This window comes from Streptomyces sp. P3 (assembly GCF_003032475.1).
Classification (GTDB): Bacteria; Actinomycetota; Actinomycetes; order Streptomycetales; family Streptomycetaceae; genus Streptomyces.
In genome coordinates, this window is the sequence record NZ_CP028369.1 from 7702409 (window position 1) to 7727576 (window position 25168).

At 71.9% G+C, this 25168-nt stretch carries 26 protein-coding genes; 18 read left to right on the forward strand and 8 right to left on the reverse strand.

Annotation, left to right across the window (positions count from 1 at the left end):
- Positions 1-8: 8 nt before the first annotated feature.
- From C6376_RS34045 to C6376_RS34055, 3 genes are read left to right on the forward strand one after another with little or no spacing between them, the layout of a single operon-like run.
- Positions 9-860 (forward strand): acyl-CoA dehydrogenase family protein, encoded by an 852-nt coding sequence (locus C6376_RS34045; RefSeq protein ID WP_107446914.1) that lies wholly within the window; start codon positions 9-11, stop codon positions 858-860.
- Entirely contained in the window at positions 860-2017 is a 1158-nt protein-coding gene (locus C6376_RS34050; protein ID WP_107446915.1) for an acyl-CoA dehydrogenase family protein, read from the forward strand. The genes C6376_RS34045 and C6376_RS34050 overlap by 1 nt, the downstream gene beginning before the upstream one ends.
- A 24-nt stretch (positions 2018-2041) precedes the next feature.
- On the forward strand, positions 2042-2833 hold the full coding sequence (locus tag C6376_RS34055) for an enoyl-CoA hydratase (RefSeq protein ID WP_107446916.1): 792 nt from the start codon (positions 2042-2044) through the stop codon (positions 2831-2833).
- A 20-nt stretch (positions 2834-2853) separates the two neighbouring features.
- Here the strand turns inward: C6376_RS34055 and C6376_RS34060 are convergent, their stop codons facing one another.
- From C6376_RS34060 to C6376_RS34075, 4 genes are read right to left on the reverse strand one after another with little or no spacing between them, the layout of a single operon-like run.
- Positions 2854-3933: a dihydrodipicolinate reductase gene (locus tag C6376_RS34060; protein WP_107446917.1), complete on the reverse strand. Its 1080-nt coding sequence runs from the start codon at positions 3931-3933 to the stop codon at positions 2854-2856.
- Positions 3930-4466 (reverse strand): carboxymuconolactone decarboxylase family protein, encoded by a 537-nt coding sequence (locus tag C6376_RS34065; RefSeq protein WP_107446918.1) that lies wholly within the window; start codon positions 4464-4466, stop codon positions 3930-3932. The genes C6376_RS34060 and C6376_RS34065 overlap by 4 nt, the downstream gene beginning before the upstream one ends.
- Positions 4463-5182 (reverse strand): SDR family NAD(P)-dependent oxidoreductase, encoded by a 720-nt coding sequence (locus C6376_RS34070; protein WP_107446919.1) that lies wholly within the window; start codon positions 5180-5182, stop codon positions 4463-4465. Before C6376_RS34070 ends, C6376_RS34065 begins: the two co-directional genes overlap by 4 nt.
- The gene (locus C6376_RS34075; RefSeq protein ID WP_107446920.1) at positions 5179-5985 is read right to left on the reverse strand and encodes a TauD/TfdA family dioxygenase; all 807 of its coding nucleotides are present in this window, start codon (positions 5983-5985) and stop codon (positions 5179-5181) included. Before C6376_RS34075 ends, C6376_RS34070 begins: the two co-directional genes overlap by 4 nt.
- Positions 5986-6166: 181 nt before the next feature.
- Here C6376_RS34075 and C6376_RS34080 point away from each other — a divergent pair, with 181 nt between their 5' ends.
- The 11 genes from C6376_RS34080 (at position 6167) to C6376_RS34130 (ending at position 17255) form a co-directional block, all read left to right on the forward strand.
- Positions 6167-6898, forward strand: a complete 732-nt coding sequence (locus tag C6376_RS34080; RefSeq protein WP_107446921.1) for an SDR family oxidoreductase — start codon at positions 6167-6169, stop codon at positions 6896-6898.
- A complete protein-coding gene (locus C6376_RS34085) occupies positions 6895-8361 on the forward strand; it encodes an aldehyde dehydrogenase family protein (protein WP_254076177.1) in 1467 nt (488 codons plus the stop codon). The genes C6376_RS34080 and C6376_RS34085 overlap by 4 nt, the downstream gene beginning before the upstream one ends.
- A complete protein-coding gene (locus tag C6376_RS34090; protein ID WP_107446922.1) occupies positions 8358-9563 on the forward strand; it encodes a CaiB/BaiF CoA-transferase family protein in 1206 nt (401 codons plus the stop codon). The genes C6376_RS34085 and C6376_RS34090 overlap by 4 nt, the downstream gene beginning before the upstream one ends.
- Before the next feature lie 89 nt (positions 9564-9652).
- Positions 9653-11026 carry an ABC transporter substrate-binding protein gene (locus C6376_RS34095; RefSeq protein ID WP_107446923.1) on the forward strand — a complete coding sequence of 458 codons (1374 nt, stop codon included), beginning with the start codon at positions 9653-9655 and terminating at the stop codon, positions 11024-11026.
- A gap of 7 nt (positions 11027-11033) precedes the next feature.
- On the forward strand, positions 11034-11234 hold the full coding sequence (locus C6376_RS34100) for a ferredoxin (RefSeq protein WP_254076178.1): 201 nt from the start codon (positions 11034-11036) through the stop codon (positions 11232-11234).
- A 34-nt stretch (positions 11235-11268) separates the two neighbouring features.
- Complete coding sequence (locus C6376_RS34105) at positions 11269-12636, forward strand: cytochrome P450 (protein WP_107446925.1); 1368 nt, start codon at positions 11269-11271, stop codon at positions 12634-12636.
- Entirely contained in the window at positions 12633-14288 is a 1656-nt protein-coding gene (locus C6376_RS34110; protein WP_107446926.1) for an OB-fold domain-containing protein, read from the forward strand. Before C6376_RS34105 ends, C6376_RS34110 begins: the two co-directional genes overlap by 4 nt.
- A 46-nt stretch (positions 14289-14334) precedes the next feature.
- A complete protein-coding gene (locus tag C6376_RS34115; RefSeq protein WP_107446927.1) occupies positions 14335-15249 on the forward strand; it encodes an alpha/beta fold hydrolase in 915 nt (304 codons plus the stop codon).
- Positions 15242-15742 carry a DoxX family protein gene (locus C6376_RS34120; RefSeq protein WP_107446928.1) on the forward strand — a complete coding sequence of 167 codons (501 nt, stop codon included), beginning with the start codon at positions 15242-15244 and terminating at the stop codon, positions 15740-15742. Before C6376_RS34115 ends, C6376_RS34120 begins: the two co-directional genes overlap by 8 nt.
- Positions 15739-16569: an NAD(P)-dependent oxidoreductase gene (locus tag C6376_RS34125; protein ID WP_107446929.1), complete on the forward strand. Its 831-nt coding sequence runs from the start codon at positions 15739-15741 to the stop codon at positions 16567-16569. The genes C6376_RS34120 and C6376_RS34125 overlap by 4 nt, the downstream gene beginning before the upstream one ends.
- An 89-nt stretch (positions 16570-16658) precedes the next feature.
- Positions 16659-17255: a TetR/AcrR family transcriptional regulator gene (locus C6376_RS34130; RefSeq protein WP_254076179.1), complete on the forward strand. Its 597-nt coding sequence runs from the start codon at positions 16659-16661 to the stop codon at positions 17253-17255.
- Positions 17256-17646: 391 nt separating this feature from the next.
- Here C6376_RS34130 and C6376_RS34135 read toward each other — a convergent pair whose 3' ends face one another.
- The gene (locus tag C6376_RS34135; RefSeq protein WP_107446931.1) at positions 17647-19866 is read right to left on the reverse strand and encodes a glycoside hydrolase family 3 protein; all 2220 of its coding nucleotides are present in this window, start codon (positions 19864-19866) and stop codon (positions 17647-17649) included.
- A complete protein-coding gene (locus tag C6376_RS44840; RefSeq protein WP_107446932.1) occupies positions 19859-20095 on the reverse strand; it encodes a hypothetical protein in 237 nt (78 codons plus the stop codon). The genes C6376_RS34135 and C6376_RS44840 overlap by 8 nt, the downstream gene beginning before the upstream one ends.
- A 235-nt stretch (positions 20096-20330) precedes the next feature.
- Between C6376_RS44840 and C6376_RS34145 the strand changes: the two genes are divergently transcribed.
- The 4 genes from C6376_RS34145 (at position 20331) to C6376_RS46575 (ending at position 23729) form a co-directional block, all read left to right on the forward strand.
- Positions 20331-21614, forward strand: a complete 1284-nt coding sequence (locus tag C6376_RS34145) for an aromatic ring-hydroxylating dioxygenase subunit alpha (protein WP_107446933.1) — start codon at positions 20331-20333, stop codon at positions 21612-21614.
- Positions 21615-21664: 50 nt separating this feature from the next.
- Complete coding sequence (locus C6376_RS34150; protein WP_107446934.1) at positions 21665-21994, forward strand: hypothetical protein; 330 nt, start codon at positions 21665-21667, stop codon at positions 21992-21994.
- The gene (locus tag C6376_RS34155; RefSeq protein WP_107446935.1) at positions 21994-23277 is read left to right on the forward strand and encodes an amidohydrolase family protein; all 1284 of its coding nucleotides are present in this window, start codon (positions 21994-21996) and stop codon (positions 23275-23277) included. Before C6376_RS34150 ends, C6376_RS34155 begins: the two co-directional genes overlap by 1 nt.
- Before the next feature lie 350 nt (positions 23278-23627).
- Entirely contained in the window at positions 23628-23729 is a 102-nt protein-coding gene (locus C6376_RS46575) for a hypothetical protein (protein ID WP_367881066.1), read from the forward strand.
- On the opposite strand, the gene C6376_RS34165 is transcribed toward C6376_RS46575, so the two are convergent.
- A complete protein-coding gene (locus C6376_RS34165) occupies positions 23710-24444 on the reverse strand; it encodes an alpha/beta hydrolase fold domain-containing protein (RefSeq protein WP_107446937.1) in 735 nt (244 codons plus the stop codon). The two genes, C6376_RS46575 and C6376_RS34165, sit on opposite strands and share 20 nt — an antisense overlap.
- Positions 24434-25153 carry an enoyl-CoA hydratase/isomerase family protein gene (locus C6376_RS34170; protein WP_107446938.1) on the reverse strand — a complete coding sequence of 240 codons (720 nt, stop codon included), beginning with the start codon at positions 25151-25153 and terminating at the stop codon, positions 24434-24436. The genes C6376_RS34165 and C6376_RS34170 overlap by 11 nt, the downstream gene beginning before the upstream one ends.
- Positions 25154-25168 lie beyond the last annotated feature (15 nt).

Sequence of the window (25168 nt, forward strand, 5' to 3'; positions counted from 1 at the left end):
GGCCGGGCGTGGAGTTCGAACTCGACGAGGAACAGCGGCTGCTGCGGCGCACCGTGCGCGAGACGGTGGCCAAGATGCGCGGCCGCCCCGAGGACCAGCAATGGGACACCTACCTCCGCCTCGGCTGGCTGGAGGCGCCCCCGCTCGAGCTCGCCCTCATCCTCGAAGAGCTGGGGTACGCCGCCGACCCCACCCCGTTCCTGGCCACCGCCACCTGGTTCGCACCGCTCACCGGCCGCCTCCCCGAGGGCAGCGGCACCGCCGTGTTCGACGGCGCCGGGCGCTACGTCCTCGACGCCGACCGGGCCGACGAGGTCGCACTGCTCACCGGCCGGGGGGTCATCGTCGTCCCGGGTGCGGAGCTGGCCGCACCACGGGTCCCGGTGCTCGATCCGCACCTGCACGCCGCCCACGTCGACGCCGACGGCCTGGTCGCCGCGGTGCCCGAGCCGGCCCTGCTGGGGCTGGCGGCCACCTGTGTCGGCGCCTGCCGGCGCGTCCTCGACCTCGTCCTGGACCACGTGAGGCAGCGGGCACAGTTCGGCCGGCCGCTCGGCTCCTTCCAGGCCGTCAAGCACAAGGCGGCCGACATGCACGTGGCCATCGAACGGGCCCGTGCCCTCACCCACTTCGGCGCCCTGACCCTCGCGGAGAACGACCCGCGCCGGACCGACGCCGCGCACATGGCCAAGGCGGCGGCGGGCGAGTGTCAGCGCCTGGTCTTCCGGCACGGTCTGCAACTGTTCGGCGCCATGGGCTTCACCTGGGAGAACGAACTGCAGTACCACCTCAAGCGCGCCCAGGCCTGCGACCTGCTCCTCGGCGTCGCATCCGTCCACAGGAAGGCATTGCTCGCGTGATGAAGCTGGCCGACGACCCCGAGGTGGAGGCGTTCCGCGCGGAGTTCGCCGCCTTCCTCGACGCCCACCTGCCCGACGAGGCCGGGGCCCGCGAACGCGCCGGCTCCAGCGCCCACGTCCCCCGCTGGGCACGCCGCTGGCAGCGCACCCTGTTCGACGCGGGCTGGCTGCTGCCGGGCCAGCCGCCCGAGTACGGCGGCCGGGACGCCACCCTGCCCCAGCAACTCGCCCACCTGGAGGAGCTGGCCCGCCGTCGGGTCTACCACAGCTTCAACCCCCAGGGCCTCGGCATCATCGCCGCCTCCCTGCTCACCTTCGGCACCGAGGAGCAGAAGCGCCGCTGGGCGGTGCCGATCCTGCGCGCCGAGATCACCGCCGCGCTCGGCATGAGCGAACCCGAGGCCGGCTCCGACCTGGCCTCCCTGCGCACCAGGGCCGTACCGGACCGGGACGGGTTCGTGGTCAACGGGCAGAAGGTCTGGACCTCCGGCGCGCACGACGCAGACGTCCTGCTCGCCTTCGTCCGCACCGACCCGGACGCGCCCAAGCACCAGGGCATCAGCGCCCTGCTGGTCCCGACCGGCGCCGAAGGCGTCGTGCGCCGCCCGTTCGGGTCGATCGCCGCCGAGGACGACCTGGACTTCAACGAGGTGTTCCTCACCGACGTGCGCGTACCCCGAGAGAACCTCCTCGGCCCCCTGAACGAGGGCTGGCGGGTGGCGAACGGCTCCCTCGGCCACGAACGCACGCTGCTGTGGCTGTCGTACGCCGAACGCCTCGAGGACCTGCTCCGCGACGCGGCCGACGCGGGAGCCGGCCAGGAGTGGTACGCCACGCTCCGCATGGACCTGACGGCGCTGCGCCTGCTCGGCCACCGCCAGCTCGGCCAGGACCGGGACCCGGCGGAGATCTCGGTGCTCAAACTGCTCGGCTCCGAGGCCGTCCAGTCCGCCTCCCTGTACGCGCTGGAGGCGCACGGCGTCGAGGGGCTGGAGCATCCGGCACGCACGGGCCCGTACCACCACATGCACCACGAGCACTTCATCTCCAGCTGGTTCGAGCGGTACGCGCGCAGCTTCGCCGGCACCATCGCGGGCGGCACCAGCGAGATCCAGCGCAACATCATCGCCGAGCGCATCCTCGGCCTGCCGCGATAGACGAGGGACAGGAGGACACGCCACATGGACCAGATCCTGTACGAGGCCGAGGACGGCATCGCCACGATCACCCTCAACCGGCCCGAGGCGGCCAACGCCCAGACCATGGCGCTCCTCGACGACCTGGACGCGGCCTACACCCGGGCCGCGCGCGACCGGGACGTCCGGGTCGTCGTCCTCAGGGCGAACGGGCAGCACTTCTCCGCCGGGCACGACCTGAAGGACCGCTGGCCCGGCCCCGGCGAGATCACCCTGGAGTGGATCTACGACACCGAGACCCGCCACTATCTGGAGTACGCGCTGAAGTGGCGCAACATCCCCAAGCCGACCATCGCGGCCGTCCAGGGCAAGTGCATCGCGGCCGGGCTGATGCTGTGCTGGCCGTGCGACCTGATCGTCGCGGCGGAGAACGCCGAGTTCTCCGACCCGGTGGTGCACATGGGCATCGGCGGTGTCGAGTACCACGGCCACACCTGGGAGCTGGGCCCGCGCAAGGCCAAGGAGATCCTCTTCACCGGACGGCCGCTGACCGCCCGCGAGGCCGAGCAGGCCGGCATGGTGAACAAGGTCGTGCCCCTCGACGAACTCGGCTCCACGACGCACGAGTTGGCCGAGCGGATAGCCGCGATGCCGCCCTTCGGGCTGCGCCAGGCCAAACGGGCCGTCAACCAGACCCTCGACGTCCAGGGCTTCCACGCCGCCCTCCAGTCGGTCTTCGACGTCCATCAGACGGGGCACGGCAACGCGCTGAGCGTGGACGGCTTCCCGATCCTGACCCGCCTGGACGAGATGAAACAGCGACTGAAGCAGGGCTGAGCCCGGGGCCGCCCCCGGGCTCAGCCGAGGGCCGCGGTGAACGGGGGGAGGTCCACCGTGGTCCGGATGCCCGGGGCCGCCGCACAGACGGCGGGTACCGCGTTGACGGCCCGGTGCGCGGTGTAGCGGGGGGAGACCGCCCCCAGCCGCTCCAGCGGCACGGGGAACCGCATCTCGACGTCGAGGGGCGCGTCGCCGTCGACCGTCAGATGCCATCCCGTGGGTCGCAGGTCCCAGGCCGGCTCCAGGTCCGTGGTGCAGTACCAGGTCGCGTCGAACTCCAGCAGCGTGCGGCCGTCGCGCAGGCCGGACAGGGTCGTACGCTGCGCCGCCACCGTGCCGGCGGGCAGGACGCCGGCGGCGATGCCGGTCGTGCGTGCCGCGGTGGCGAACCCCCCACTGGCCTGTACGGAGTCGAGCGGCACCCCGAGGGCGTCGGCCACCAGACGCAACGACGGCCCGAAGCTCCTTTGGAGGTGCGCGAGGCGCCCCTCGTCGTACTCCGCGGCAGGCGCCCGGCCGAAGCCCATGATGTCGAACAGCAGTTCCGGTGAGTTCCGCAGGGACAGATCCGCGTACTCGTGGACGGCCAGCCGCTCCAGCCGCCGCTGGACGGAGGCCAGCACGAGCGGAACGGCCTCGGTGATGAAGCCCGGGCTGCTGCCGGTGTCGTGGAGCGAGGTGCCGCCCTGCTCGCAGGCCGCCTCGACGCGTCCGCGGACCGCCGGATCCATGCCGTCCGGGTGGTGGAACCCGCCGGTCGTGGCCACGACGTTCGCGCCGGACGCGAGCAGGGCGCACAGGTCGTCCAGGCCGGTCGTGCGGGGCATGTACAGCACGCAGTCGGCGCCCAGGGCGAGGACGTCGTCGAGACGGTGGGTGGTGGTGACGCCGGTGGGGCCCGCGCCGCACAGGTCGCCGGCGTCCCGCCCGGCCTTGCCCGGCGCGTGGACGTGAACTCCGGCCAGTGTCATGCCGGGATGGCCGAGGACGGCGCGCAGCGACTGCGCGCCGATGGTTCCCGTGGCCCACTGGACGACGCGAAGCGGCTCGTCATGCCCTGCTGCGGAACGCCGCGTGTCACCATCCCTCCCGGTCACGCGGCGGCCCCCTGACCGCCCGTGCCGCCGTCGTCCGTCCCCGGGTCGGGCTCCACGCCGAAGGTGTTGTAGGCCATGGCCTGCATTCCGTACGCCCCGACGGTGAACACGAAGTCCATCAGCCGGCGTTCGTCCATGTCCTTCGCCAGTTCCCCGTACACCTCGTCGGAGAGGGAGGAGGTGGTCTCGAGTTCGTCCACGGCCCGGTTCAGCAGGGTGGGGGCGCCCCGGCGCACCTCCTCCAGCTCCGTCTCGGTGACACCCGCCGCACGCGCCAGCGACACGTGGTGGGACCACTCGTACCGGCACCGGTGCCGCCAGGCGACCCGGAGGATCGTCAGCTCCCGCGTCCGCGCGGGCAGGGTGCTGCGGTACAGCAGGTGGGTGCCGAAGGTGAGGAACGCCTTGGCCAGCTCCGGGTGGTTCAGCAGCAGGCCGAGCACGTTCGACGGCGGAACGGTACGCCCGCCGGTCAGCGGCCGCAGCACCTCGGTGTCCCACTCCTCGTACGGGACGGGTGGCACCCTCGTCATGTGTTGCGGCCCCCGTTCACGCCGATGATCTGCCCGGTGATGTACCCGGCCTCCTCGCCGACCAGGAAGGCGCAGGTCGCGGCGATGTCCTCCGGGCGGCCGACGCGGCGTACCGGTGTATGGGCGATGTGGTCCTCGATGGTGCCGCCGAGCCGCTGGTTCTGTTCGGCGGTGCGCAGCATGGGGGTGTCGACGAAACCCGGCGGGATGGCGTTCACCGTGATGCCCTTGGGGCCGAGTTCGAGGGCGAGGGCCTTGGTGAGCCCGTTGACGGCGGACTTGGCGGCGACGTAGTGCGCCATGAACGGCTGTCCCGAGTGGGCGCTGGAGGACGAGATGTTCACGATGCGGCCCCAGCGGGCCCGGAGCATGTCCGGCAGGACCGACTGCACGCAGTGGAAGACGCCGTTGAGGTTGATGTCGACCACGCGCTGCCAGTCGGTGAAGGGCAGGTCCGAGAAGCGGGTGAAGCCGTCCTTGCCGGCCGCGTTGACCAGGACACGCACGGGCCCGAACCGCTCGCGCACCGCGTCCATCGCCTTGTCGACCTGGGCACGGTCCGTGACGTCCACCGTCAGCCCGAAGCCCTCCTCGACGGGGGAGAGGTCGAGCACGGCCACGTTCAGGCCGTCGGCGGTGAGCCGCTGCGCGATCGCCCGGCCGATGCCGGAGGCACCTCCCGTCACGACGGCGGTCGGGGCCGTCGCGGCGCTCACGCGAACGCCTCGTCGCCGACGACGGTCGTGCGGTGCAGCAGCCGCTCGGAGTCCTCGGCGTAGGGAAGTGCCCGGTGCAGGATGCCGGTGTTGTCCCAGACCACCAGATCGCCGACCTCCCACTCGTGGGTGTAGCGGAAACGCTCCTGGGTGGTCCGGTCGAGCAGTTCGTCCAGCAGGGCGCGGCTCTCGGCGGGGTCCATGCCGACGACATGGTCGGCGGTGGCACCGGTGACCAGGGAGCGGCGGCCGTCGCGGCGCCGCCACACCAGGGACACCTCGTGGGTGGGCCGGGCACGCCAGGCTGCCAGCTCCTTCTCACCGGGGCCGGGGTTCACCAGCCGCTGGGCGGCCTCGAAGCTGTGCACCACGCGCAGGGCATCCAAGCGCTCGCGGTCCTTCTCCGGCAGGTTCTCGTACGCCGCGTAGGTGCTGGCGAAGTCCGTGCCGCCGCCGGTCATGGCGATCTGGCGGGCGGTCAGGGTGGTGGCCTTCACCGGCACGTCGTCGGTGGTGCCGTCGAGATGCCAGAAGAAGGCGCCCCTGAGGTACTTGGCGGTCCTGCTCTTCTCCGGGTCGATGGAGATCGGGAAGATCTCCCGGCCGTTCAGCGCGACCACGTCGCCCAGCCGCCGGCTGAACGCCAGTTGCCGCTCGTCGTCGAGATGCAGCCCGCGCACCAGCAGGACGCCCCGCCACTTGAGGGCCTCCGCACAGCGGTGGACGAAGGAATCGTCGAGGGGGTCGTTGACCCCGGTGAACTCGACACCGAGTGCCGGGCTCAGCGCTTTCGAATCGATCATGGAAATGCCCCTTCCGAATGGGAGAATCTTATTCTCATGCGCCGCGGGGCGGAAACCCCTGCGTGTGCCGGGGCGTTGGGAGGGGGGTCGTACCTGACTGACAGTGTGATTCTCGTGTGCGAATCCTTGCCTCGCGCAAAAAGAGAATGTAGTTTCCGAGCAACCGAGCGAGGAGGCTGGGATGCGGTTCAAGGACAAGGTGATCATCGTCACCGGAGCCGGCCAGGGCATCGGCGAGGGGTATGCCCGGGCGCTGGCGGCCGAGGGCGCGCGCGTGGTGGTCGCGGAGCTGAACGAGGAGCAGGGCCAGCGGGTCGCCAAGGAGATCGGCGACGCCCTGTTCGTACGGACCGACGTGGCCGACCCCGCTTCCGCCGAAGCGCTCATCGAGACCGTGATGCGCGAGTCCGGGCGGATCGACCACCTGGTCAACAACGCCGCGATCTTCCACGGCATGCGCCGCGAGGGCATCGTCACCGTCGACTACGACTACCTCGACCGCTTCCTGAAGGTGAACCTGCTCGGCGCACTGCACGTCACCCGCGCCGCCCTGCCGCACCTTCAGGAGGGCGCGGCCGTCGTCAACCAGTCCTCCACCGCGGCCTGGCAGGCCACCGGCTTCTACGGGCTCGCCAAGGCCGGCATCAACCACCTCACCGCCTCCCTCGCCGCCGAACTCGGCCCGCGCGGCATCCGAGTCAACGCGATCGCGCCGGGCCCGACGGACACCGAGGCGGCCCGCAGCATCATCCCCGAGGAGTACCGCGCGGCGATGGTGCAGTCCTTCGCCCTCAAGCGCATGGGTACCGCCGCCGACCAGGCGGGTGCCCTCATGTTCCTGCTCTCCGACGAGGCCGCCTGGGTCACCGGACAGGTCATCGCCGTCGACGGCGGATCGGTGGTGCGGCTGTGAGCGCCCTCGTCGCCAAGTCCCAGCTGATCGACGGCAAACTGGTGAGCGCGGACAGCACCTTCCCCTCGTACAACCCCGCCACCGGTGACCTGCTCGGCCACGCTCCCAACGCCACGAAGGCCGACGCCGAGGCCGCGATCGCCGCCGCCCGCCGCGCCTTCGACACCACCGACTGGGCCACGGACAGGGACCTGAGGCTGCGCTGTCTGCGCCGGCTCCACCAGGCCCTCGACGACCACCGCGAGGAGCTGCGCGAGCTGACCATCGCCGAGGTCGGCGCGCCACGCCAGCTCACCCACGGCCCCCAGCTCGACGAGCCGATCGGCCTCGTGACGTACTACGCGGACCTCCTTCAGGCCTACGAGTTCACCGAGGACCTCGGAGAGAAGGAGAGCCGCGGCCGGCGCCACCACCGCTGGGTGGAGAAGGAGGCGGCCGGGGTCGTCGCCGCCATCCTGCCGTACAACTTCCCCAACCAGCTCGCCCTGGCCAAGCTCGCCCCCGCGCTCGCGGCGGGCTGCACCGTCGTCCTCAAGGGCGCCCCGCAGACCCCGCTGACCACCCTCGCGCTCGGCGAACTCATCGCGGAGCACACCGACATCCCGCCCGGTGTCGTGAGCGTCCTGAGCTCCTCGCGCACCGAGGTCGGCCAACTGCTCACCACGCACCCCGACGTGGACCTGGTCACCTTCACCGGCGCCACCACCACCGGGCGGGCCATCATGGCCGCCGCGGCCGGCACCGTGAAGCGGGTCTTCCTCGAACTCGGCGGCAAGTCCGCCATGATCGTCCTGGACGACGCGGACTACACCAGGGCCGCCATGTTCGCCGCCTTCACCATCTGCTCCCACTCCGGACAGGGCTGCGCCCTCACCTCCCGCCTCCTCGTCCCGCGCGCCGACCACGACCGGATCGTGCAACTCGTCGCGGCGGGCATGGAACGCGTCCGCGTCGGCGACCCGAAGGCCCCGGAGACCGCCATGGGCCCGCTCATCAGCGAGCAGCAGCGCGACAAGGTCGACGCCATGGTGCGGCGCGCCGTCGAGGCCGGGGCGACGCTCGTCCGCGGCGGCACCCGCGTCGACCCCGGCTGGTTCTACGAACCCACCCTCCTCGCCGACGTGGACCCCGACAGCGAGATCGCCCAGGAGGAGGTGTTCGGACCCGTTCTCGCGGTCATCCCCTACGACGACGAGGACGACGCCGTCCGCATCGCCAACCACTCCAGGTACGGCCTGTCCGGCGCCGTGCACAGCGCCGACGACGAGCGCGCGATCCGCCTGGCCCGCCGCATCCGCACCGGCACCTTCTCGATCAACGGCGGCAACTACTTCTCCGCCGACGTGCCGTTCGGCGGGTACAAGCAGTCCGGCATCGGCCGGGAGAGCGGGCGCGCCGGGTTCGAGGAGTTCCTGGAGGAGAAGGCGTTCGGCCGCGTCGTGCCGCCCGGGGAGGGGGCGTGAAACCACTCGAAGGGATCCGTGTCCTCGAAGTCGCCATGTACGGTTTCGTCCCCTCGGCCGGGGCCGTGCTCGCCGACTGGGGCGCCGACGTCGTCAAGATCGAGCACGCCGTCACCGGCGACCCGCAGCGCGGGCTGCGCCAGACCGGCCCGTTCCGGGTGGAGGGCGACCCCAACCCCAACGTCGCCCACGCCAACCGCGGCAAGCGCTCCCTCGGCCTGGACATGTCCCGCCCCGAGGGCCGCGAGGTGCTGTACGAACTGGTGAAGGACTCCGACGTCTTCCTCACCAGCTTCATGCCCGCCTCCCGCACACGGCTCGGCATCGACGTCGACGACATCCGCGCCGTCAACCCGCGCATCGTCTACGCCCGCGGCAGCGCCCTCGGCCCGCGCGGTCCCGAGGCGGACAAGGGCGGCTACGACATGACCGCCTTCTGGGCCCGCGCCGGGACCGCCGCCAGCATCACCCCGCCCGGCAGCGACGGCATGATCAGCCCACCCGGACCCGCCTACGGCGACACCGTCTCCGGCACCAACCTCGCCGGCGGCATAGCGGCCGCCCTGCTGCGCCGCGAACGCACCGGCGAGGCCTCCGTCGTGGACGTCTCGCTGCTCGGCAGCGGCCTGTGGGCACTCGGCCACTCCATCGCCCTGTCCGTCCACCTCGACCGTCCCTGGGAGGGCGTCACGCCCAGCGCGCACGGCTCGCCCACCAACCCGCTCTCGGGGCTCTACCGCACCGCCGACGGCCGGTTCATCGCCTTCGTCATGCTCCAGCCGGCCAAGTTCTGGCCCGGGGTGTGCCGCTGCATCGGCCGGCCGGAACTCGCCGACGACCCCCGGTTCGCCACCTCCGAGGGCATCGCCGAGCACACGCCGGACGCGGTGAAGATCCTCCGCGAGGTGATCGCGAGCCGCACCCTGACCGAGTGGTCCGAGGACCTCGCCGCGCTCGACGGCCCCTGGGCACCCGTCCAGGACACCCTCCAGGCCGCCGCCGACCAGCAGGTCCGCGCCAACGGCTACATCGGGCGGGCCGGCGACCTCGAACTGGTTTCCAGCCCCGTCCAGTTCGACGTCGAGGACACCCGCCCGGGAGCCGCCCCCGAGTTCGCCGCCCAGACCGAGGAGATCCTCACCGAACTCGGCTACGACTGGGACCGCATCCTCGCCCTCAAGGCGAGCGGCGCGATCACCTGACGGCGTCGGCGCAGCACCCGGCCCACGCCACCCCACGCACTCCCTCACCTCCCTCGGACGACGGCGTCCGAGCTCCCCGAGGAGGCACCATGCGCAAGGCGCTGATCGGCGCGGTCACCGTGGCCGCGGTGCTGCTGGCCGGCTGCTCCACCCGCTCCGGCGACGACCCCGGCACCGACCCCGCCCGCAGGACGAGCCCCGCCGCCGAGGCGAGTCCGGACTTCGGCACCCTGAAGAACGTCTGCGGTCCCGGCACCGCCAGGCCCTCCACCGTCCAGGGCGTCACCGACGACACGATCCAGGTCGGTGTCCTGTCCGACATCGGTTTCACCAAGAGGTCCGAATTCGTGGACGCCGCGAAGGTGTTCACGTCCTGGTGCAACGACGTGGGCGGCATCAACGGCCGCGACCTCGTCCCCGTCACCCGCGACGCGAAGCTGACGGAGGTCCGCCAGCGGGTCCTTGAGGCATGCAAGGCGGACTTCGCGCTCGTGGGCGGCGGCTCCGCCCTGGACAGCCTCGGCGTCCAGGACCGGCTGAAGTGCCTGCTGCCCAACTTCCCCTCCCAGTCCAGTCAGATCGGCGCCATCGGCTCCGACCTCCAGGCACTGGCCTCCGGCCCGACCGCCGGGTACTTCCAGTACGCCGGCTACTACTCCTGGCTGCTGAAGGAGAAGTACCCGGACTCGGCGCAGAAGGTCGGCATGATCGCCGGTGACTCCCCCGTCACCAAGGTCATGGCCGCCCAGTTCAAGGAAGCGGTCGCCGGTCTCGGCGGCAGGATCTCCTACAGCGACCTGTACCCGGCGGCCGGCGTCTCCGACTGGACGCCCTACGCCCAGTCGATCAAGAAGTCCGGCGTCCGGGGCCTGGTCTTCCTGGGCGACTTCGCGAGCCTGGCCAAACTGGAGCAGGCCCTCACCGGCATCGGCTACAGCCCCGACTGGATCGACGCCAACAGCAACGCCTACGGCCCCGCCTTCCCGCAACTGGCCGGAGCCGCCCTGGGCAAGCAGCACAACTACGCCGAACTCTTCGCCACCGCCCCGCTCGAGAGCGCCGCCGACAACCCGGCCGTGCGGCAGCTGACCGACCTGTTCGAGAAGTACGCCCCCGGCAGACAGGTCACCTACCCGGCCCTGCGCGCCTTCTCCGCCTGGCTGCTGTTCGCCACCGCGGCCCGCGACTGCGCCGAGATCACGCGGAAGTGTGTGTACGAGAACGCCATGAAGAACACCGGCTTCACCGCGGGCGGCCTGCAGGCCCCCTTCGACCTCACCTCGAAGCAGCCGCCCACGTGCCACTCCATCGTCGAGGCGACCGCAAAGGGCTGGCAGGCGGCCGACTTCAAGCCCGACCAGGGCGCCTACCGCTGTGACGCACCCGCCTACAAGTACAAGGGCGACTACGGTGCGCCGGCCACACTCGCCGGCGTCGGCAAGTCCCTGTCCGACCTGACCTGAACCGGAGATGAGAGACGTGAAGGTACGCGTCGACCCCGAGCGCTGCCAGGGGCACACCCTGTGCGCCATGCGCGCCCCCAAGGTCTTCGAGCTGAGCGAGATCGACGGACACTCCTCGCCCGTCGCCGAGGACGTCCCCACCGACCAGGAGAGCGCGGTGGTCGAGGCCGTCCGCTCCTGCCCCGAACGCGCGATCGGCGTGTTCTGAGCCGTACCCGGCGGACCGAGAGGAAGCACAGCCCATGACCGCACCGGACACCACCGGCGACGACGCCCGCAAACAGCCCCGCGTCCACTTCGACCGGCACGCCCCGGAGTACCGCGACCGGTTCGAGGAGCAGACCCGCGCGTTCCACGGCGGCTGCCCGCTCGCCTGGACCGACACCTACGACGGTCACTGGGTGGCCGCCGGCAACCGAGAGCTGCTCGCCTTCGCCCGGGCCGGCGACAAGCTGTCCAACGACCACGACATCCACGGCGAGCGGCGCGGCTACCGCGGCATCAGCATCCCCGGCCCGCCCCGTGGCAGAGGCCTGCGCGGCGGCTTCCTGGAGATGGACCCGCCCGAGCAGCGTGCCTACCGCACCGCCCTCAACCCCTACCTCTCCCCGGCCGCCGTGCAGCGGTGGATCCCGTTCATCGACGACGTGGCGTGGGCCTGCGTCGACGAGAGGATCGAGACGGGCCGGATCGACTTCGTCGACGACCTCGCCAACATCGTCCCGGCCGTGTTCACGCTCGCGATGATGGGCATCCCGCTGAAGAAGTGGGAGCTGTACAACGAGCCCGCCCACGCCGGTGTCTACACCCCGCCGCACTCGCCGGAGATGGCCCGGGTGGTGGAGGCTCACATGGCGATGATCGGTGACATCGCCGCCACGCTGCAGGAGGTCCGCGCGCACCCCCGCCCCGGCCTCGTCGACGCTCTCGTTCACCTGGAGATCGACGGCGCGGCGCCGCGCGAGGAGGACCTGGTCGGCGCGCTGGCCCTGCTCATCGGCGGCGGCTTCGACACCACCACCGCCCTGACCGCGCACGCCCTGGAGTGGCTCTCCCGGCACCCCGGTGAACGGGCCCGGCTGAGCGGGGAGCGGGACACCCTGCTGGACACGGCCACCGAGGAGTTCCTGCGCTACTTCACCCCGGCACCCGGCGACGGACGCACCGTCGCCGAGGACTGCGAGATCGCGGGCGCCGAGTTCAAGGAGGGCGACCGGCTGTGGCTGTCCTGGGCGATGGCCAACCGGGACCCGCAGGTCTTCCCCGACCCCGACCAGGTGGACCTCGCGCGCGGGGGCAACCGCCACACCGCCTTCGGCCTGGGCATCCATCGCTGCATCGGCTCCAACGTCGCCCGCACGGTCTTCAAGCGGATGCTGCTCCAGGTCCTCGACCGCATTCCGGACTTCGAGTGCGACCCCGAGGGCACGGTCCACTACGAGACCATCGGCGTCATCCAGGGCATGCGGCACCTCCCGGCGACCTTCACCCCGGGCGCCCGCCTCGGACCCGGCCTGGCGGAAACCCTGGAGAACCTCCAGCAGGCCTGCGACGAACAGGGACTGGCCGAGCCGGTCACGGTCCGCAAGGCGGAGGCGAAGATCCGTTGAGCCGGGCCGGGGGCACGGTCCGCCCGCAGCCGGAGATCCGCCAGGAGACCGAGTTCTTCTGGACCTCCGGCCGGGACGGACGGCTCCGCTTCCAGACCTGCACCGCGTGCCGGGCACTCATCCACCCGCCGCAGCCCGTCTGCCGCCACTGCCGGGGACACGAGACCGAGGCCGGGGAGGTCTCGGGTTTCGCCACCCTGATCGGCTTCACCGTCAACCACCGTTTCCCGCTCCCGGGTCTGCCCTGCCCGTTCGTCGTCGCCCAGGTGGCGATCGAGGAGGACCCGCGCGTCAGGCTGACGACCAACGTGGTCGGCTGCGCGCCCAAGGACCTGCGGATCGGCATGCGCATGGAAGTGGTCTTCGAGCAGGCCGGTGACGCCTGGCTGCCCCTGTTCCGGCCGTGTGCGCGGCAGCCCCCGCCCGCGCCCCTGCCCGAGGACCCCCCGGTCACCGGACGACTCCGCCCGGTGCTGCCCGGGCCCCGGTTCGAGGACCGCGCGGTCATCAGCGGCGCGGGCGCCTCGCGCATCGGCCGCCGCCTGATGGTCCCGCCCCTCGACCTCACCGTCGAGGCCTGCGAGAGAGCCGTCGCCGACGCGGGCCTGACCCTCGACGACATCGACGGACTGTCCACCTATCCCGGCGGCGGTGCGTACGGCGGCTTCGCCGAGGGCGGTGTGACCGCTGTGGAGTCCGCGCTCGGCATCCGCCCGGTGTGGCACAACGGGGCGGCGGAGACCCCCGGACCGGGCGGCTCGGTGATCGCCGCGATGCTCGCGGTGGCGGGCGGCCTGGCCCGGCACGTGCTGTGCTTCCGCACGGTGTGGGAGGCGACGCACGGCGCACTCGTCCGGCAGGGCAGGATCTCCGTGCCCCAACGGGTCGATGCGGACGGTTGGTTCAAGCCCTTCGGTGCCGTCTCCCCCGCGGTCATGCTCGCCATGAACGCCCAGCGGCACATGCACCGCTACGGCACCACCCGCGAGACCCTCGGCTGGATCGCCCTCAACCAGCGCGCCAACGCGGCCCGCCACCCGGACGCGATCTACCGCAACCCGCTCACCATGGACGACTACCTCTCGGCACGCACCGTCAGCACCCCCTTCGGCCTCTACGACTGCGACGTCCCCTGTGACGCCTCCGTCGCCGTCGTCGTCTCCGCCGCCGAGACCGCGCCCGACCTCCCCGGACCACCGGTACGGGTCGAGGCCGTCGGCACGCAGATCGTCGAACGCCCCGAATGGGACCAGTCCACCCTGACCCACGAACCCCAGGTCCTCGGCCAGTCCGCCCATCTGTGGACGCGCACCGACCTGCGCCCCGCCGACGTGGACGTGGCACTGCTCTACGACGGCTTCACCTTCAACTGCCTGTCCTGGATCGAGGCGCTCGGCTTCTGCGGCATCGGCGAGGCCCGCGACTTCCTGGACGGCGGCAAGAACATCGCCCCCGACGGCGCGCTGCCCCTGAACCCGCACGGCGGTCAGCTCTCCCACGGCCGGACCCATGGCATGGGCCTGCTCCACGAGGCCGTGCTCCAACTGCGCGGCCGGGCGGGGCGGCGGCAGGTCACGGGGGCGCGCACGGCCGTGGTCTCCAGCGGTGGGCTCACCCCCAGCGGCGTACTCCTGCTCAGGACGGACGCATGACTTCCAGGCCCGTGACTTCCAGGACCATGACCATCAGGACCGTGGCATGACCTCACTCGAACCCGAACTCACCACGGCCGTACACCGGCAGGTGGTCGACGTGCACGGTGTGCCGGCGTCCGCGCTGGTGGCCGAGGTGCCTCGCCCGCAGGCCGTGATCGTGGCCCTGCACGGAGGGGCCACCACCTCCGCCTACTTCGACCACCCCGGCCACCCGAGGCTCTCGCTCCTGCGCACCGCCGCCGCGGCCGGCTTCACCGCCGTCGCCCTGGACCGCCCCGGCTACGGCAGTTCGGCCGGATACGAGGACCGTACGCACACGGCCGAACAGCGCACGGACTTCGCGCACGAGGCCGTGGACGCGCTGTTGAAGGAGCGCGAGCGCGGCCTCGGTGTGTTCCTGTGGGCGCACTCGGCGGGCTCCGAACTCACTCTGCGCATGGCGAGCGGCCCGCGAGTCTCAGACCTGCTCGGCGTCGAGCTGGCGGGTATGGGCCGGATGCACCACCCCCAGGCCGTAAGGGCGATGGAGGAGTGGCGACGTGATCCGACCCGCGCCCGGCCCAGCCTCCGACACGCGCTCTGGCACCCGCCGCAGGCCTACGCGCCCGATGTGCACGGCGGACAGCGGATCGGTTCTCCTTCGCCCGCCTACGAGGGACACCGTGACGGCTGGCAGGAGGATCTCGCCCGGCTGTCGGCGCGCATCGCGGTCCCGGTCCACATCACCCTCGCCGAGCACGAACAGGTGTGGGTCAACGGCCCGGAAGGCCTGTCCGACCTGGCCTCGATGTTCACCGGCTCTCCCCGCGTGGTCCTCCATGAACAGGCAGGGGCCGGCCACAACACCAGCGTGGGCCGCACCGCCCTCGCCTACCACCTGCGGGTCCTCGCCTTCGTCGAGGAGTGCGCGATCGGCGTGCAGGCGCTGCCCACGGAACGGGGGAGGGGCGATGGGTGAGGCCTTCGACGCCGCCGCGCTCGTGGTGCGGCTCGTGCTCGGCGCGGTCATGGTGGCGCACGGCTGGAACCACTGGCGTGGCGGAGGCGGCATCACCGGAACCGCCGGCTGGTTCGCCGGTCTCGGCCTGACCCGGCCGCGGCTCCAGGCCTGGCTGAGCGTTCTCACCGAGATCGGCGCGGGCGTCCTGCTCGTCCTCGGGCTGCTGACCTCGCTGGCCTGCGCGGCCGTGCTGTCGGTGATGCTGGTCGCCGGACTGCTCGCCCACCGTACGCACGGCTTCTTCGTCTTCAAGGAGGGCTACGAGTACGTCCTCGTCCTGGGCGTGCTCGGCGTGGCGTTCGGCGCGTGGGGACCGGGGGAGTACGCGGTGGACACGGCGGCCGGCATCGAGGTGACCGGGTGGTCGGGCGCCGGTGTCGTGCTCGGGGTGGGCGTGACGGCGACCGCGGGGCTGCTCGCCGTGTTCTGGCGGCCGAGGAGGACGACATGAGCAGGGCGTCCACCCGCGTGGGCTTCATCGGACTGGGCAGCCAGGGCGCGCCCATGGCCCGCCGGATCGTCGGGGCGGGACACCCGACGACCCTGTGGGCACGCAGGCGCACCACGCTCGCCCCGTTCGCGGACAGCGGGGCCAGGACGGCCGGCTCGCCCGCCGAACTGGCCACCGCCAGCGATCTGGTGTGCCTGTGCGTCGTCGACGACGCCGACGTCGAGCAGGTGGTGACCGGCCCCGACGGTGTCCTCGCCGGGCTGCGTCGCGGCGGGGTGATCGTGGTCCACTCCACCGTCCACCCCGACACCTGCCGTCGCCTGGAGGCGCTGGCCCGTACGTCCGGTGTCTTCGTCCTGGACGCGCCGGTCAGCGGCGGCGGCCGGGCAGCCGAAGAGGGCGCCCTGGTCGTCATGGCGGGCGGCGACCCCCAGGCCTTCGCCTTCTGCCGCCCGGTGTTCGACACCTACGGCGACCCCGTCGTCCATCTCGGCCCGACCGGCTCCGGCCAGCTCGCCAAGATCCTCAACAACCTGCTGTTCACCGCCCACCTGGGGCTCGCCGCAGACGCCCTCGGGCTGGGAGGCACTCTCGGTCTGGACCGCACCGCCCTGGCCCGGGTCCTGCCGCGCGGCAGCGCGGCCAGCTTCGCGCTGGACCGGGTCTGCGACGCGGGCGGCGGCCTGGAGCGCGTCGCGGCCCACGCGGGCGGCCTGCTCGCCAAGGACGTCCGTCTGTTCGGTGAGATCGCGGACAAGGCGGGCGTACGCGACGCGGCGCCACTGCGGGGCGCCGCCCTGTCCGCCCTTGCCGCGATGGGACGTTGAGAGGGATCCCGTACGCCCTCTCGACCCGCGGCGACTCGCGTGCGTACGGTGTGCGGGCACCTTTCCAGACGACGGAAGGGCACGACGTGGTGTCGGAGCGGCGTGAGCAGGTCCTGGAGGCGGCACTGGAGGTCCTGGCCGCCCGCGGGTTCAAGGGCACCTCGATCGACGCGGTCGCGGAGCGGGCCGGCCTCACCCGTCAGGGCGTCCTGCACTACTTCCCCAGCAAGAAGCGGCTGCTGCTGGAGCTCCTGCGCTTCCGTGAGGAGCTCGCCCGGGAGAACCTGGCGGGCCGGCGGGTCGGCGAGGACTGGGCGGGTGACTTCGCCGAGGCCGTCGCCTTCGAACAGAGTCATCCGTCGCTCGCCACCGTGCACAGCGTGGTGCTGGCCGAGGCGGTCACCGGCCAGGAACCCGCCGCTGGCTACATCCGGCAGCGGTGCCGCTCCGTCCAGGACCACCTCGTCGCGAGCCTGGTCGAACGGTACGGGGAGCGGGTGCCCAGCGGGCTGAGCGCGCCGACCGCCGCGGCCGCGGTGCTGGCACTGGTCGAGGGCGTCCACCAGCTGTGGCTCGTGGACCCGGATGCGGACCGCTATCCGCAGATCGTCCGGGACACCGTGGCGGTCCTCCTCGGCACCGACACCGCGGACACGGAGGATCGGTGCCCGGCGACGAACGGGTAGACGCGGGTGAGGTCGGCACCGGGTTCCGCCGCGGTGAACGCCTCCCCCACCGAGCCCGTCACCGCCCCGATGGTCCCTGCGCCGCTCAGCCGTGGACGTGCCCACGACGTGGGTGACCTGCCGGTCCGGGGCGGCCGCGAGGTCCCGCACCACTTCCTGGCAGACGGCCCCGTCCGGCATGCTGGGCACCACCGTCGCGGCCGCCCGCGCCACGTCCGCCGGGCTCGGGACCCAGCGGGCGCCCAGCGGGGTGCGCGCGGTCCCGCGGCGTCGTACGCCACCACCTCGAACCCGGCCCGGAGCAGGTTGGACGCCGGGGCGCCGCCCAGGGCGCCCGGTCCCACGAACCCGACCGGGCCGCCGGTCCTTCCGTCTCGCGGGATCAACGTGGTCACCGGCGCACGGTGACGTCGCGGTGGAGCGGAAGGTCCCGCGAGGACGAGCCCACCCGGACGTCCCGGGAACCGGTGCCCGTGACCCAGCCGTGCGCGGTGCTGTCCCAGTACTGCAGTTGCCGCTTCGGCACGGTGACCGTGACGTGGCGGGACTCGCCGGGGCCCAGGCGGACCTTCCGGTACCCCACCAGCTTCCGCGGGGGCTGCTGCGCGTTCCTCACCTCGGAGCTGGGTCCGAGGTAGATCTGCGGGACCTCCTGGCCGGCGCGCTCACCCGTGTTAGTGATCGTGAAGCCGACGGCCAGCCCTTCGGGCCCTGGGGTGACCGTCAGGCCGCTGTAGGAGAACGTCGTGTAGGACAGGCCGTAGCCGAAGGGGAACAGGGTCTTCATCTGCTGCCGGTCGTACCAGCGGTGGCCTACCAGGACGCCCTCGGAGTACTCCTCCTGCCCGTCGACGCCCGGGAAGCGTCGAGGCATGCCGCTCACGATCGTGTGCGCGTCGTCCAGCGGGAACGTCTGGGTGAGCCTGCCCCCCGGTGCCGCCTCGCCGAAGAGCAACCGCGCGGTGGCGGCGCCGCCCATCTGGCCGGGGTAGTGCATCTGCAGCACGCTTTCGACCGAGCTCAGCCACGGCATCGTGACGGGTCCGCCGGTGTTCAGGACGACGATCGTGTTGCGGTTGGCCCCGGCCACCGCCGAGACGAGGGCGTCCTGGTCGTGAGGCAGCGCCAGCGTGGTGCGGTCCTTGCCCTCCGTCTGCTCGTCGTGGACGAACACCACGGCGGTCGTGGCCTTCCGGGCCGCGGCGACGGCCGCCGCCAGATCGGCCCGCGCGGCCCGGGGCGGGGTCCAGGTCAGCTGCACCTGCAGGGTCGGGTCGGCGCCGTAGCCCTTCACCTTCACACCGATCTCGTGCTTCCCCGCCTTGAGGCGGACTCGTGCGGAGGTGCCGGTGAGCGTGTCGGTGCGGTAGCTGTTCGCCTCGGCGACCTGCCGGCCGTCGACGGTCAGCGACCGGTTGCTCACCGTCGAGCGGATGCTGATCAGGTAGTCGCCGTCCTCGGGTGCCGTCAGTGTGCGCGTCTGCTCGTAGGTCTTGGTCGTGAGCGCGTCGTCTCCGGTGTGGTCGATCGCTCCGCCGGAGAGAGCCGAACCGGGGATCACCGTGCCGATGGTGTCGACGCCCGGACGGTAGGAAACCGTCGAGCCGCTTCCGGCGCGCTTGACGATCTCCTCGCGTGGCGCGGTCACGGTGCTGGGGATCACCGAGGAGCTGCCTCCGCCCCCGATCACGGGCGCGACGGCCGGGGTGCCGATGACCGCGATGTCCCGGGCCGCACGCCCGGTGAGCGGCAGGGCGTCGTTCTTGTTGCGCAACAGGACGGCCCCGTCCTCGGCTGCCCGCCGGGCGACGGCGTTACTAGCGGTTGCGTCGAATCGGGGCCGCGCCGGCAACGCGCAGCCGGGCACGGGCCCCTGAGGGGACGCGCAGCGCAGCAGACCGAAGTTCCGCATGGTGCCGAGGATGCGGCCGACGGAGCGGTCCAGAGCCGTGACCGGGATCGAGCCCTTCTGGATCGCGGCCTTGAGCGGCGCGCCGAAGTAGTCCGGACCGATGGGCGGACCGGGCATGTCCTGGTCGAGTCCGCGGAGGATGTCCGTGGTGGCGCGTGTTCCCGACCAGTCCGACATGACCCATCCGCGGAATCCCCACTGCTCCCGCAGGATGGAGGTCAGCAGGGTGTCGTTGCTGCACGAGTGCGCGCCGTTGACCTTGTTGTAGGAGCACATGATCGATCCGGTACCGGCCTCGACGGCCGCTTCGAACCCGGAGAGTTCCACCTCGTGGAGCGCCTGCTCCCCGACGTTCGCGTTGACGCTCTGACGTTCGGTCTCCTGGTTGTTGGCCGCGAAGTGCTTGGTCGTGGCGATCAGACCTTCGTCCTGGATGCCGCGGATCTCCTGGCTCACCATGCGGGAGTTGACGAGCGGGTCCTCGCCGTAGGCCTCGAAGTTGCGGCCCGCGTACGGCACGCGGATGGTGTTGACCATCGGGGCGAGCACCACGTCCATGCCCCGGGCGCGTCCGTCGCGGCCGAGGACCCTTCCGTACTCACGCGCCAGCCGGTCGTCGAAGGATGAGGCCAGGGCGACCGGCGCCGGCATCGCCGTCGAGGAGGGGGCGGCGCGCGTACCGGCCGGACCGTCACTCATCCGCAGCGGCGGGATCCCGAGCCTGCCCCACTCCGGGGATGTACCCCGACTCGCCGATGACCTTCTGCTGCGGATCGTCCCAGCGGCCCTGGACGAAGGTCAGTTTCTCGTCCAGGGTCATCGCCGCGACCAGCTGCGGGAGTCTGCCGGGGGAGTGCGCGGCGGGCGCTGCGGAGTGGCCTGCGGGAGCGACCGCCAGCACCGCGACACCGGACACGGTGACCAGCATGCCGGTGAGCCGGAGCCTTCTCCCACGGCCCGGTCGGGTCGGGTTCGCGCGGCATGTCACCATCGCCCCTCCTGGGTGCGCAGAGTTGTGACGCCAGTGACACGAAGCTACCGGCATGCGGAAATGAACTCAACGGCTTTGACCGAAGCCCATTGAGCAAGATGCGGAAACGCTATTCTCAATATCGAGACTCTTGTTATCGTAGCGAGGTCACCCCGAGCGGAGGTTCCGACCCATGGCACACTTCCCCAAGCCCGCCGAGGGCAGTTGGACCGAGCACTTCAAGATCGACACCGGGCCCGTCTCCTACGCCGACTCGATCTCACCGGAGTTCTACGAGCAGGAGCGGGACGCGATCTTCCGCCGGACCTGGCTGAACGTCGGGCGGGTCGAGCAACTGCCGCGCAAGGGGAGCTACTTCACCAAGGAGCTGGACGCCGCCCGGGCGTCCGTCGTCGTGGTCCGCGGCTCGGACGGCGAGGTGCGCGCCTTCCACAACGTGTGCCGCCACCGGGGCAACAAGCTGGTGTGGGACGACTACCCGCGCGAGGAGACCAAGGGCACCTGCCGGGCCTTCACCTGCAAGTACCACGCCTGGCGGTACGACCTGGAGGGCAAGCTCACCTTCGTCCAGCAGGAGTCCGAGTTCTTCGACATGGACAAGTCGAAGTACGGGCTGATGCAGGTGCAGACCGAGGTGTGGGAGGGGTTCGTCTTCGTCAACCTCGACCCGGAGAACTCCACACCCCTGAAGGCCTATCTCGGCAAGTTCGCCCAGGGCATCGACGGCTACCCGTTCCACAGGCTCACCCGGGTGCACAAGTACCGCGCCGAGATCGGCAGCAACTGGAAGCTGTTCATCGACGCGTTCGCCGAGTTCTATCACGCGCCGATCCTGCACGCCGGGCAGTACGAGGCGGGCGAGGCCGCAAAGATCAAGAAGTACGGCTACGAGGCGCTGGCCTACGACGTCGACGGCCCGCACAGCATGGTCTCGTCCTGGGGCGGCATCGCGCCCCCCAAGGAGAAGGCGATGGTCAAGCCCATCGAACGGGTCCTGCGCAGCGGACTCTTCGGCCCGTGGGACGCCCCCGACATCGGCATGACGACCGAGGAGCTGCCGCCGGCGATCAACCCGACGCGCAGTGAGGTCTGGGGGATGGATTCGTTCGTGTTCTTCCCCAACTTCATGCTGCTGATCTGGCGGCCCAACTGGGTGCTGACCTACCACTACTGGCCGACCTCGTACAACACCCACATCTTCGAGGGGACCTGCTACTTCGTCCCGCCGAAGAACGGCTTCGAACGGCTCCAGCAGGAACTGGCCGCCGTGACGTTCAAGGAGTACGGCCTCCAGGACGGCAACACCCTGGAAGCGACCCAGACCATGCTCGAGTCGCGCACCGTGGACCAATTCCCGCTCTGCGACCAGGAGGTCCTGCTGCGTCACCTGCACACCACCGCGCAGAGCTATGTGCACGACCACCGGCAGCGGGGTTCCACGGCGTCCGCCTCCTGAGCGGCCTCCGCCCGAAGACGCCCGCCGAACAGACAACGGAGACCTTTGACATGGGCAACGTCTTTCCCCCCGGCTTCGCCGCGCTGGAACCGTTCGCGGACTGGGCGGTCCGCGGCGAGCGGGCCCGCTACGCCAAACGCGTCAGCAGCACCATGGAGGAGCTCCAGGCCTTCTACGACGTGGCGTACCCGCTGCTCCGGCAGAACACCGAGTACCTGGAGAACCTGAGCCTCGACGACATCGGCGACCAGGACAAGCATCTGCTGTGGGCGTTCTGCGCGCTGGTGACCGTCGCCTTCCCGGTGGAGGCGTGGGGCCAGCCGAGGGTCCCGGACAGCGGCCCCTCCAGCATCGACGCCGTCATCGAACCCGCCGTGTGATGGCCGCACAGGAACCCGGGCGGGCCCCCCGGGAGGGGACACCGCAGCCCCCCGTGCTGCTGCGGGCGGCGCGTCTGCTGGACATCGACAAGGGCGAGATCGCCGAGCCCGGCGAGGTGCTCGTGGCGGGCGAGCACATCGCCGAGATCCGGCCGGCCCGGCTGCCGCAGGGCACGGTCGTCCGCGACCTCGGCGACGTCACCCTGCTGCCGGGCCTGATGGACATGGAGGTCAACCTCTTCCTCGGCGGGCCCGACCACCGCAGCCCGCTGATCCCCGTCCAGGAGGACCCGGCCGTGCGCACCCTGCGCGCGGTCGCCAACGCCCGGCGCACGCTGCGACGGGGCTACACCACCGTGCGCAATCTCGGCCTGTTCGTGCAGACCGGGGGAGTGCTGCTCGACGTCGCGCTGAAGAAGGCGATCGACCTCGGGTGGGTCGAGGGCCCTCGCGTGGTGCCCGCCGGACACGCGATCGCCCCGACCGGCGGACACCTCGACCCGACCATGTTCCAGGGGTTCGCCCCCGGTGTGCTGCCCCTCACCGTGGAGGAGGGCATCGCCGACGGGGTGGCGGAGGTGCGCAAGGCGGTCCGCCACCAGATCAAGTACGGGGCACGGGTCATCAAGGTGTGCGCCTCCAACGGGGTCATGTCACACACCGGCCCCGCCGGCGCGCAGCAGTACTCCGACGAGGAACTGCGTGCCGCCGTCGACGAGGCGCACCGTGCGGGACTCAAGGTCGCCGCACACTGCATGGGCGACTCGGCGATCCGGGCCGCCGTCGAGGCGGGGATCGACTGCATCGAGCACGGTTTCCTGGCGAGCGACGCGACCCTCGACCTGATGGCCGAACAAGGCACCTTCCTGGTCGCCACCACCTCGCTCACCGAGGGCATGGACATGGCGCACGCGGACCCGGCGCTCCGGGCGAAGGCCGCCGAGGTGTTCCCGCTCGCCCGGGAGTCCACCGCCCGCGCGATCCGGCGCGGGGTCAAGGTCGCCTTCGGCACCGACGCCCCCGCCATCCCGCACGGCAGGGGCGTCATGGAACTCCTCGCCCTCGCCGACCGGGGCATGCGGCCGGTCGAGGCCCTGCGCGCCGCGACCACCGTCGCGGCCGAGTTGATCGACGCCGGCGACCGGGGCCGGATCGCCCCCGGACTGCTGGCGGACGTCATCGCCGTCCCCGGCGACCCGCTCGCCGACCTGTCCGTCACGGGACGGGTGTGCTTCGTGATGAAGGGCGGCCGGGTGTACCGCGACGACACCCCGGGTTCCTGACCCCCGTTTGTCACCACCGGGCCGGCGCCGCGCGGGAACCCAAGGGGGGGCGCGCGGCGCCCTCGCGGCCTCTCACCCATGGAGAGGACCGTGATGTACGACTACGTCATCGCGGGTGCCGGATCGGCGGGCTGTGTCCTGGCCGAACGGCTCTCGCGCGAACCGGCGGTACGCGTGCTCGATCAACTCGTCGACACGGGCGACGCGTTCGGGCTGCGACCGGTGCCGGACGTCAACGAGGACGACGGCGAGCGCATCGGCTACGCGATGGCCACCGTCAGGGCCGGGCCCCGGAGCGGACGACGTGACGGACGCGCGGCTGCGCGTGCGGGGCGTCGGCCCTGCGGGTGGTGGACGCCTCCGTCCTGCCGACGACGGTGTCCGGGAACCTCAACAGGCCGGTGACGGCGCCGGCGTGGAGCGCCGCGGAGTTCATCCGCGACGGGGAGTGACCAGCCCGTTCGGGCACCAGGTCCGCAGGAACTCCGCCGTCGCCGCCAGCTGCCGCAGGCCCTGGGCGGCGGAGTCCTCGTGGATCCGCATGTCCACCGCGACCCCGGAGTGCGCCGCCCGGGTCGCGAAGGACAGCGTGTCGTCGAGGAGCACCTCCGTGCCGGCCGCGTGCAGTTGCAGCGGCGGCAGGCCGTGGAGATTGCCGTGCAGCGGACTGAGCAGCGGGTGATCGCGCGGGGTCGTCCCCGCGTACGTGGCCGCCCGCAGCGGCAGCGCTTCCGCGTCCACGGTGCGGTCGGCGGCCGCGTTGAAGAGCAGGCTGGGCGCGTCGAGCGTGAAGTCCAGCACCGGTGAGGAGAGCACCGCGCAGGTCGGCAGCGTCGCGCCCGCGTCACGCAGCCGCAGCAGCAGGCCGGCGGCGAGGGCGCCGCCGAGCCGCTTGCCCGCCACCGCCGCAGGTCCACCCGCGTGGCAGTGCTCCCAGGCCGCCTGCACCTCGTCCAACGCCTGCGGGAACCGGGGCCGGTAGCGGGCGCAGACGACCGCGTACCCGGTGAGCCGGGCCAGTTCCCGGGCGGTCGGCAGCGCGTCCCGCGGGGTGCCCGCGAGCCGCGGGTCGCCGTGCAGGTACAACACCGTCTGCGCCACGGCACCGCCCTCCGGGCGCACCTCCGGGCCGAACGGCCCCTCGTCGACGCGTACGTCACTTGGCACGGGACATCACCCTTTCCGCCGCTTCCCAGTGCTCCTCGGACACCCACAGCCGGGCGAACGCCCCGGCGGCCTCCCGCGCCGGCCGGTTCCGGGTGGTGAGGTTCTTGATCTCGCCCGCCTGCGGGGTGGCCAGGGAGCGGGCCAGCTCCCGCCAGCCGGCGGCGAACCGCGCTCGTGGCAGGACCAGGTCGACCAGCCCCAGCCGCTCGGCCTCGGCGGCCTCCAGCACCTGCCCGGTGCCGGCCAGCAGCAGGGCCCGCCCGGGCCCCACCAGCCGTGCCAGCCGCTCCCCGCCGCCCCATGCGGGCACGATGGCGAGCTTCGTCTGGTTGAACCCGATCCGGATGTCGTCGGCGGCGACGCGGATGTCCGCCGCCACCGCGACCTCGGCACCGCCGCCCAGCGCGTGCCCGTTGAGAGCGGCCACCACCGGCCCGGGGAACACGGCGATCCGGTCGCACAGGGCCCGCATCCGCAGCGCCATCTCCGAGGCCTCGCCCTCGGTGCGCAGCCGTGCGAGTTCCTTCAGGTCGCCGCCGGAGACGAACGCCTTCTCGCCCGACCCGGTCACCGCCAGGGCCCGCGCGCCCTCGGCCGCGTCCAGGGCCTTCTCCAGCTCGCCCATGGTGTGCGGGTCGATGGCGTTGCGGGCGTGCGGACGATCGATGGTGACGACGGCCAGGCCGTCCTGAATCTCCAGCTCAACCATGCGTGGCCTTCCGGT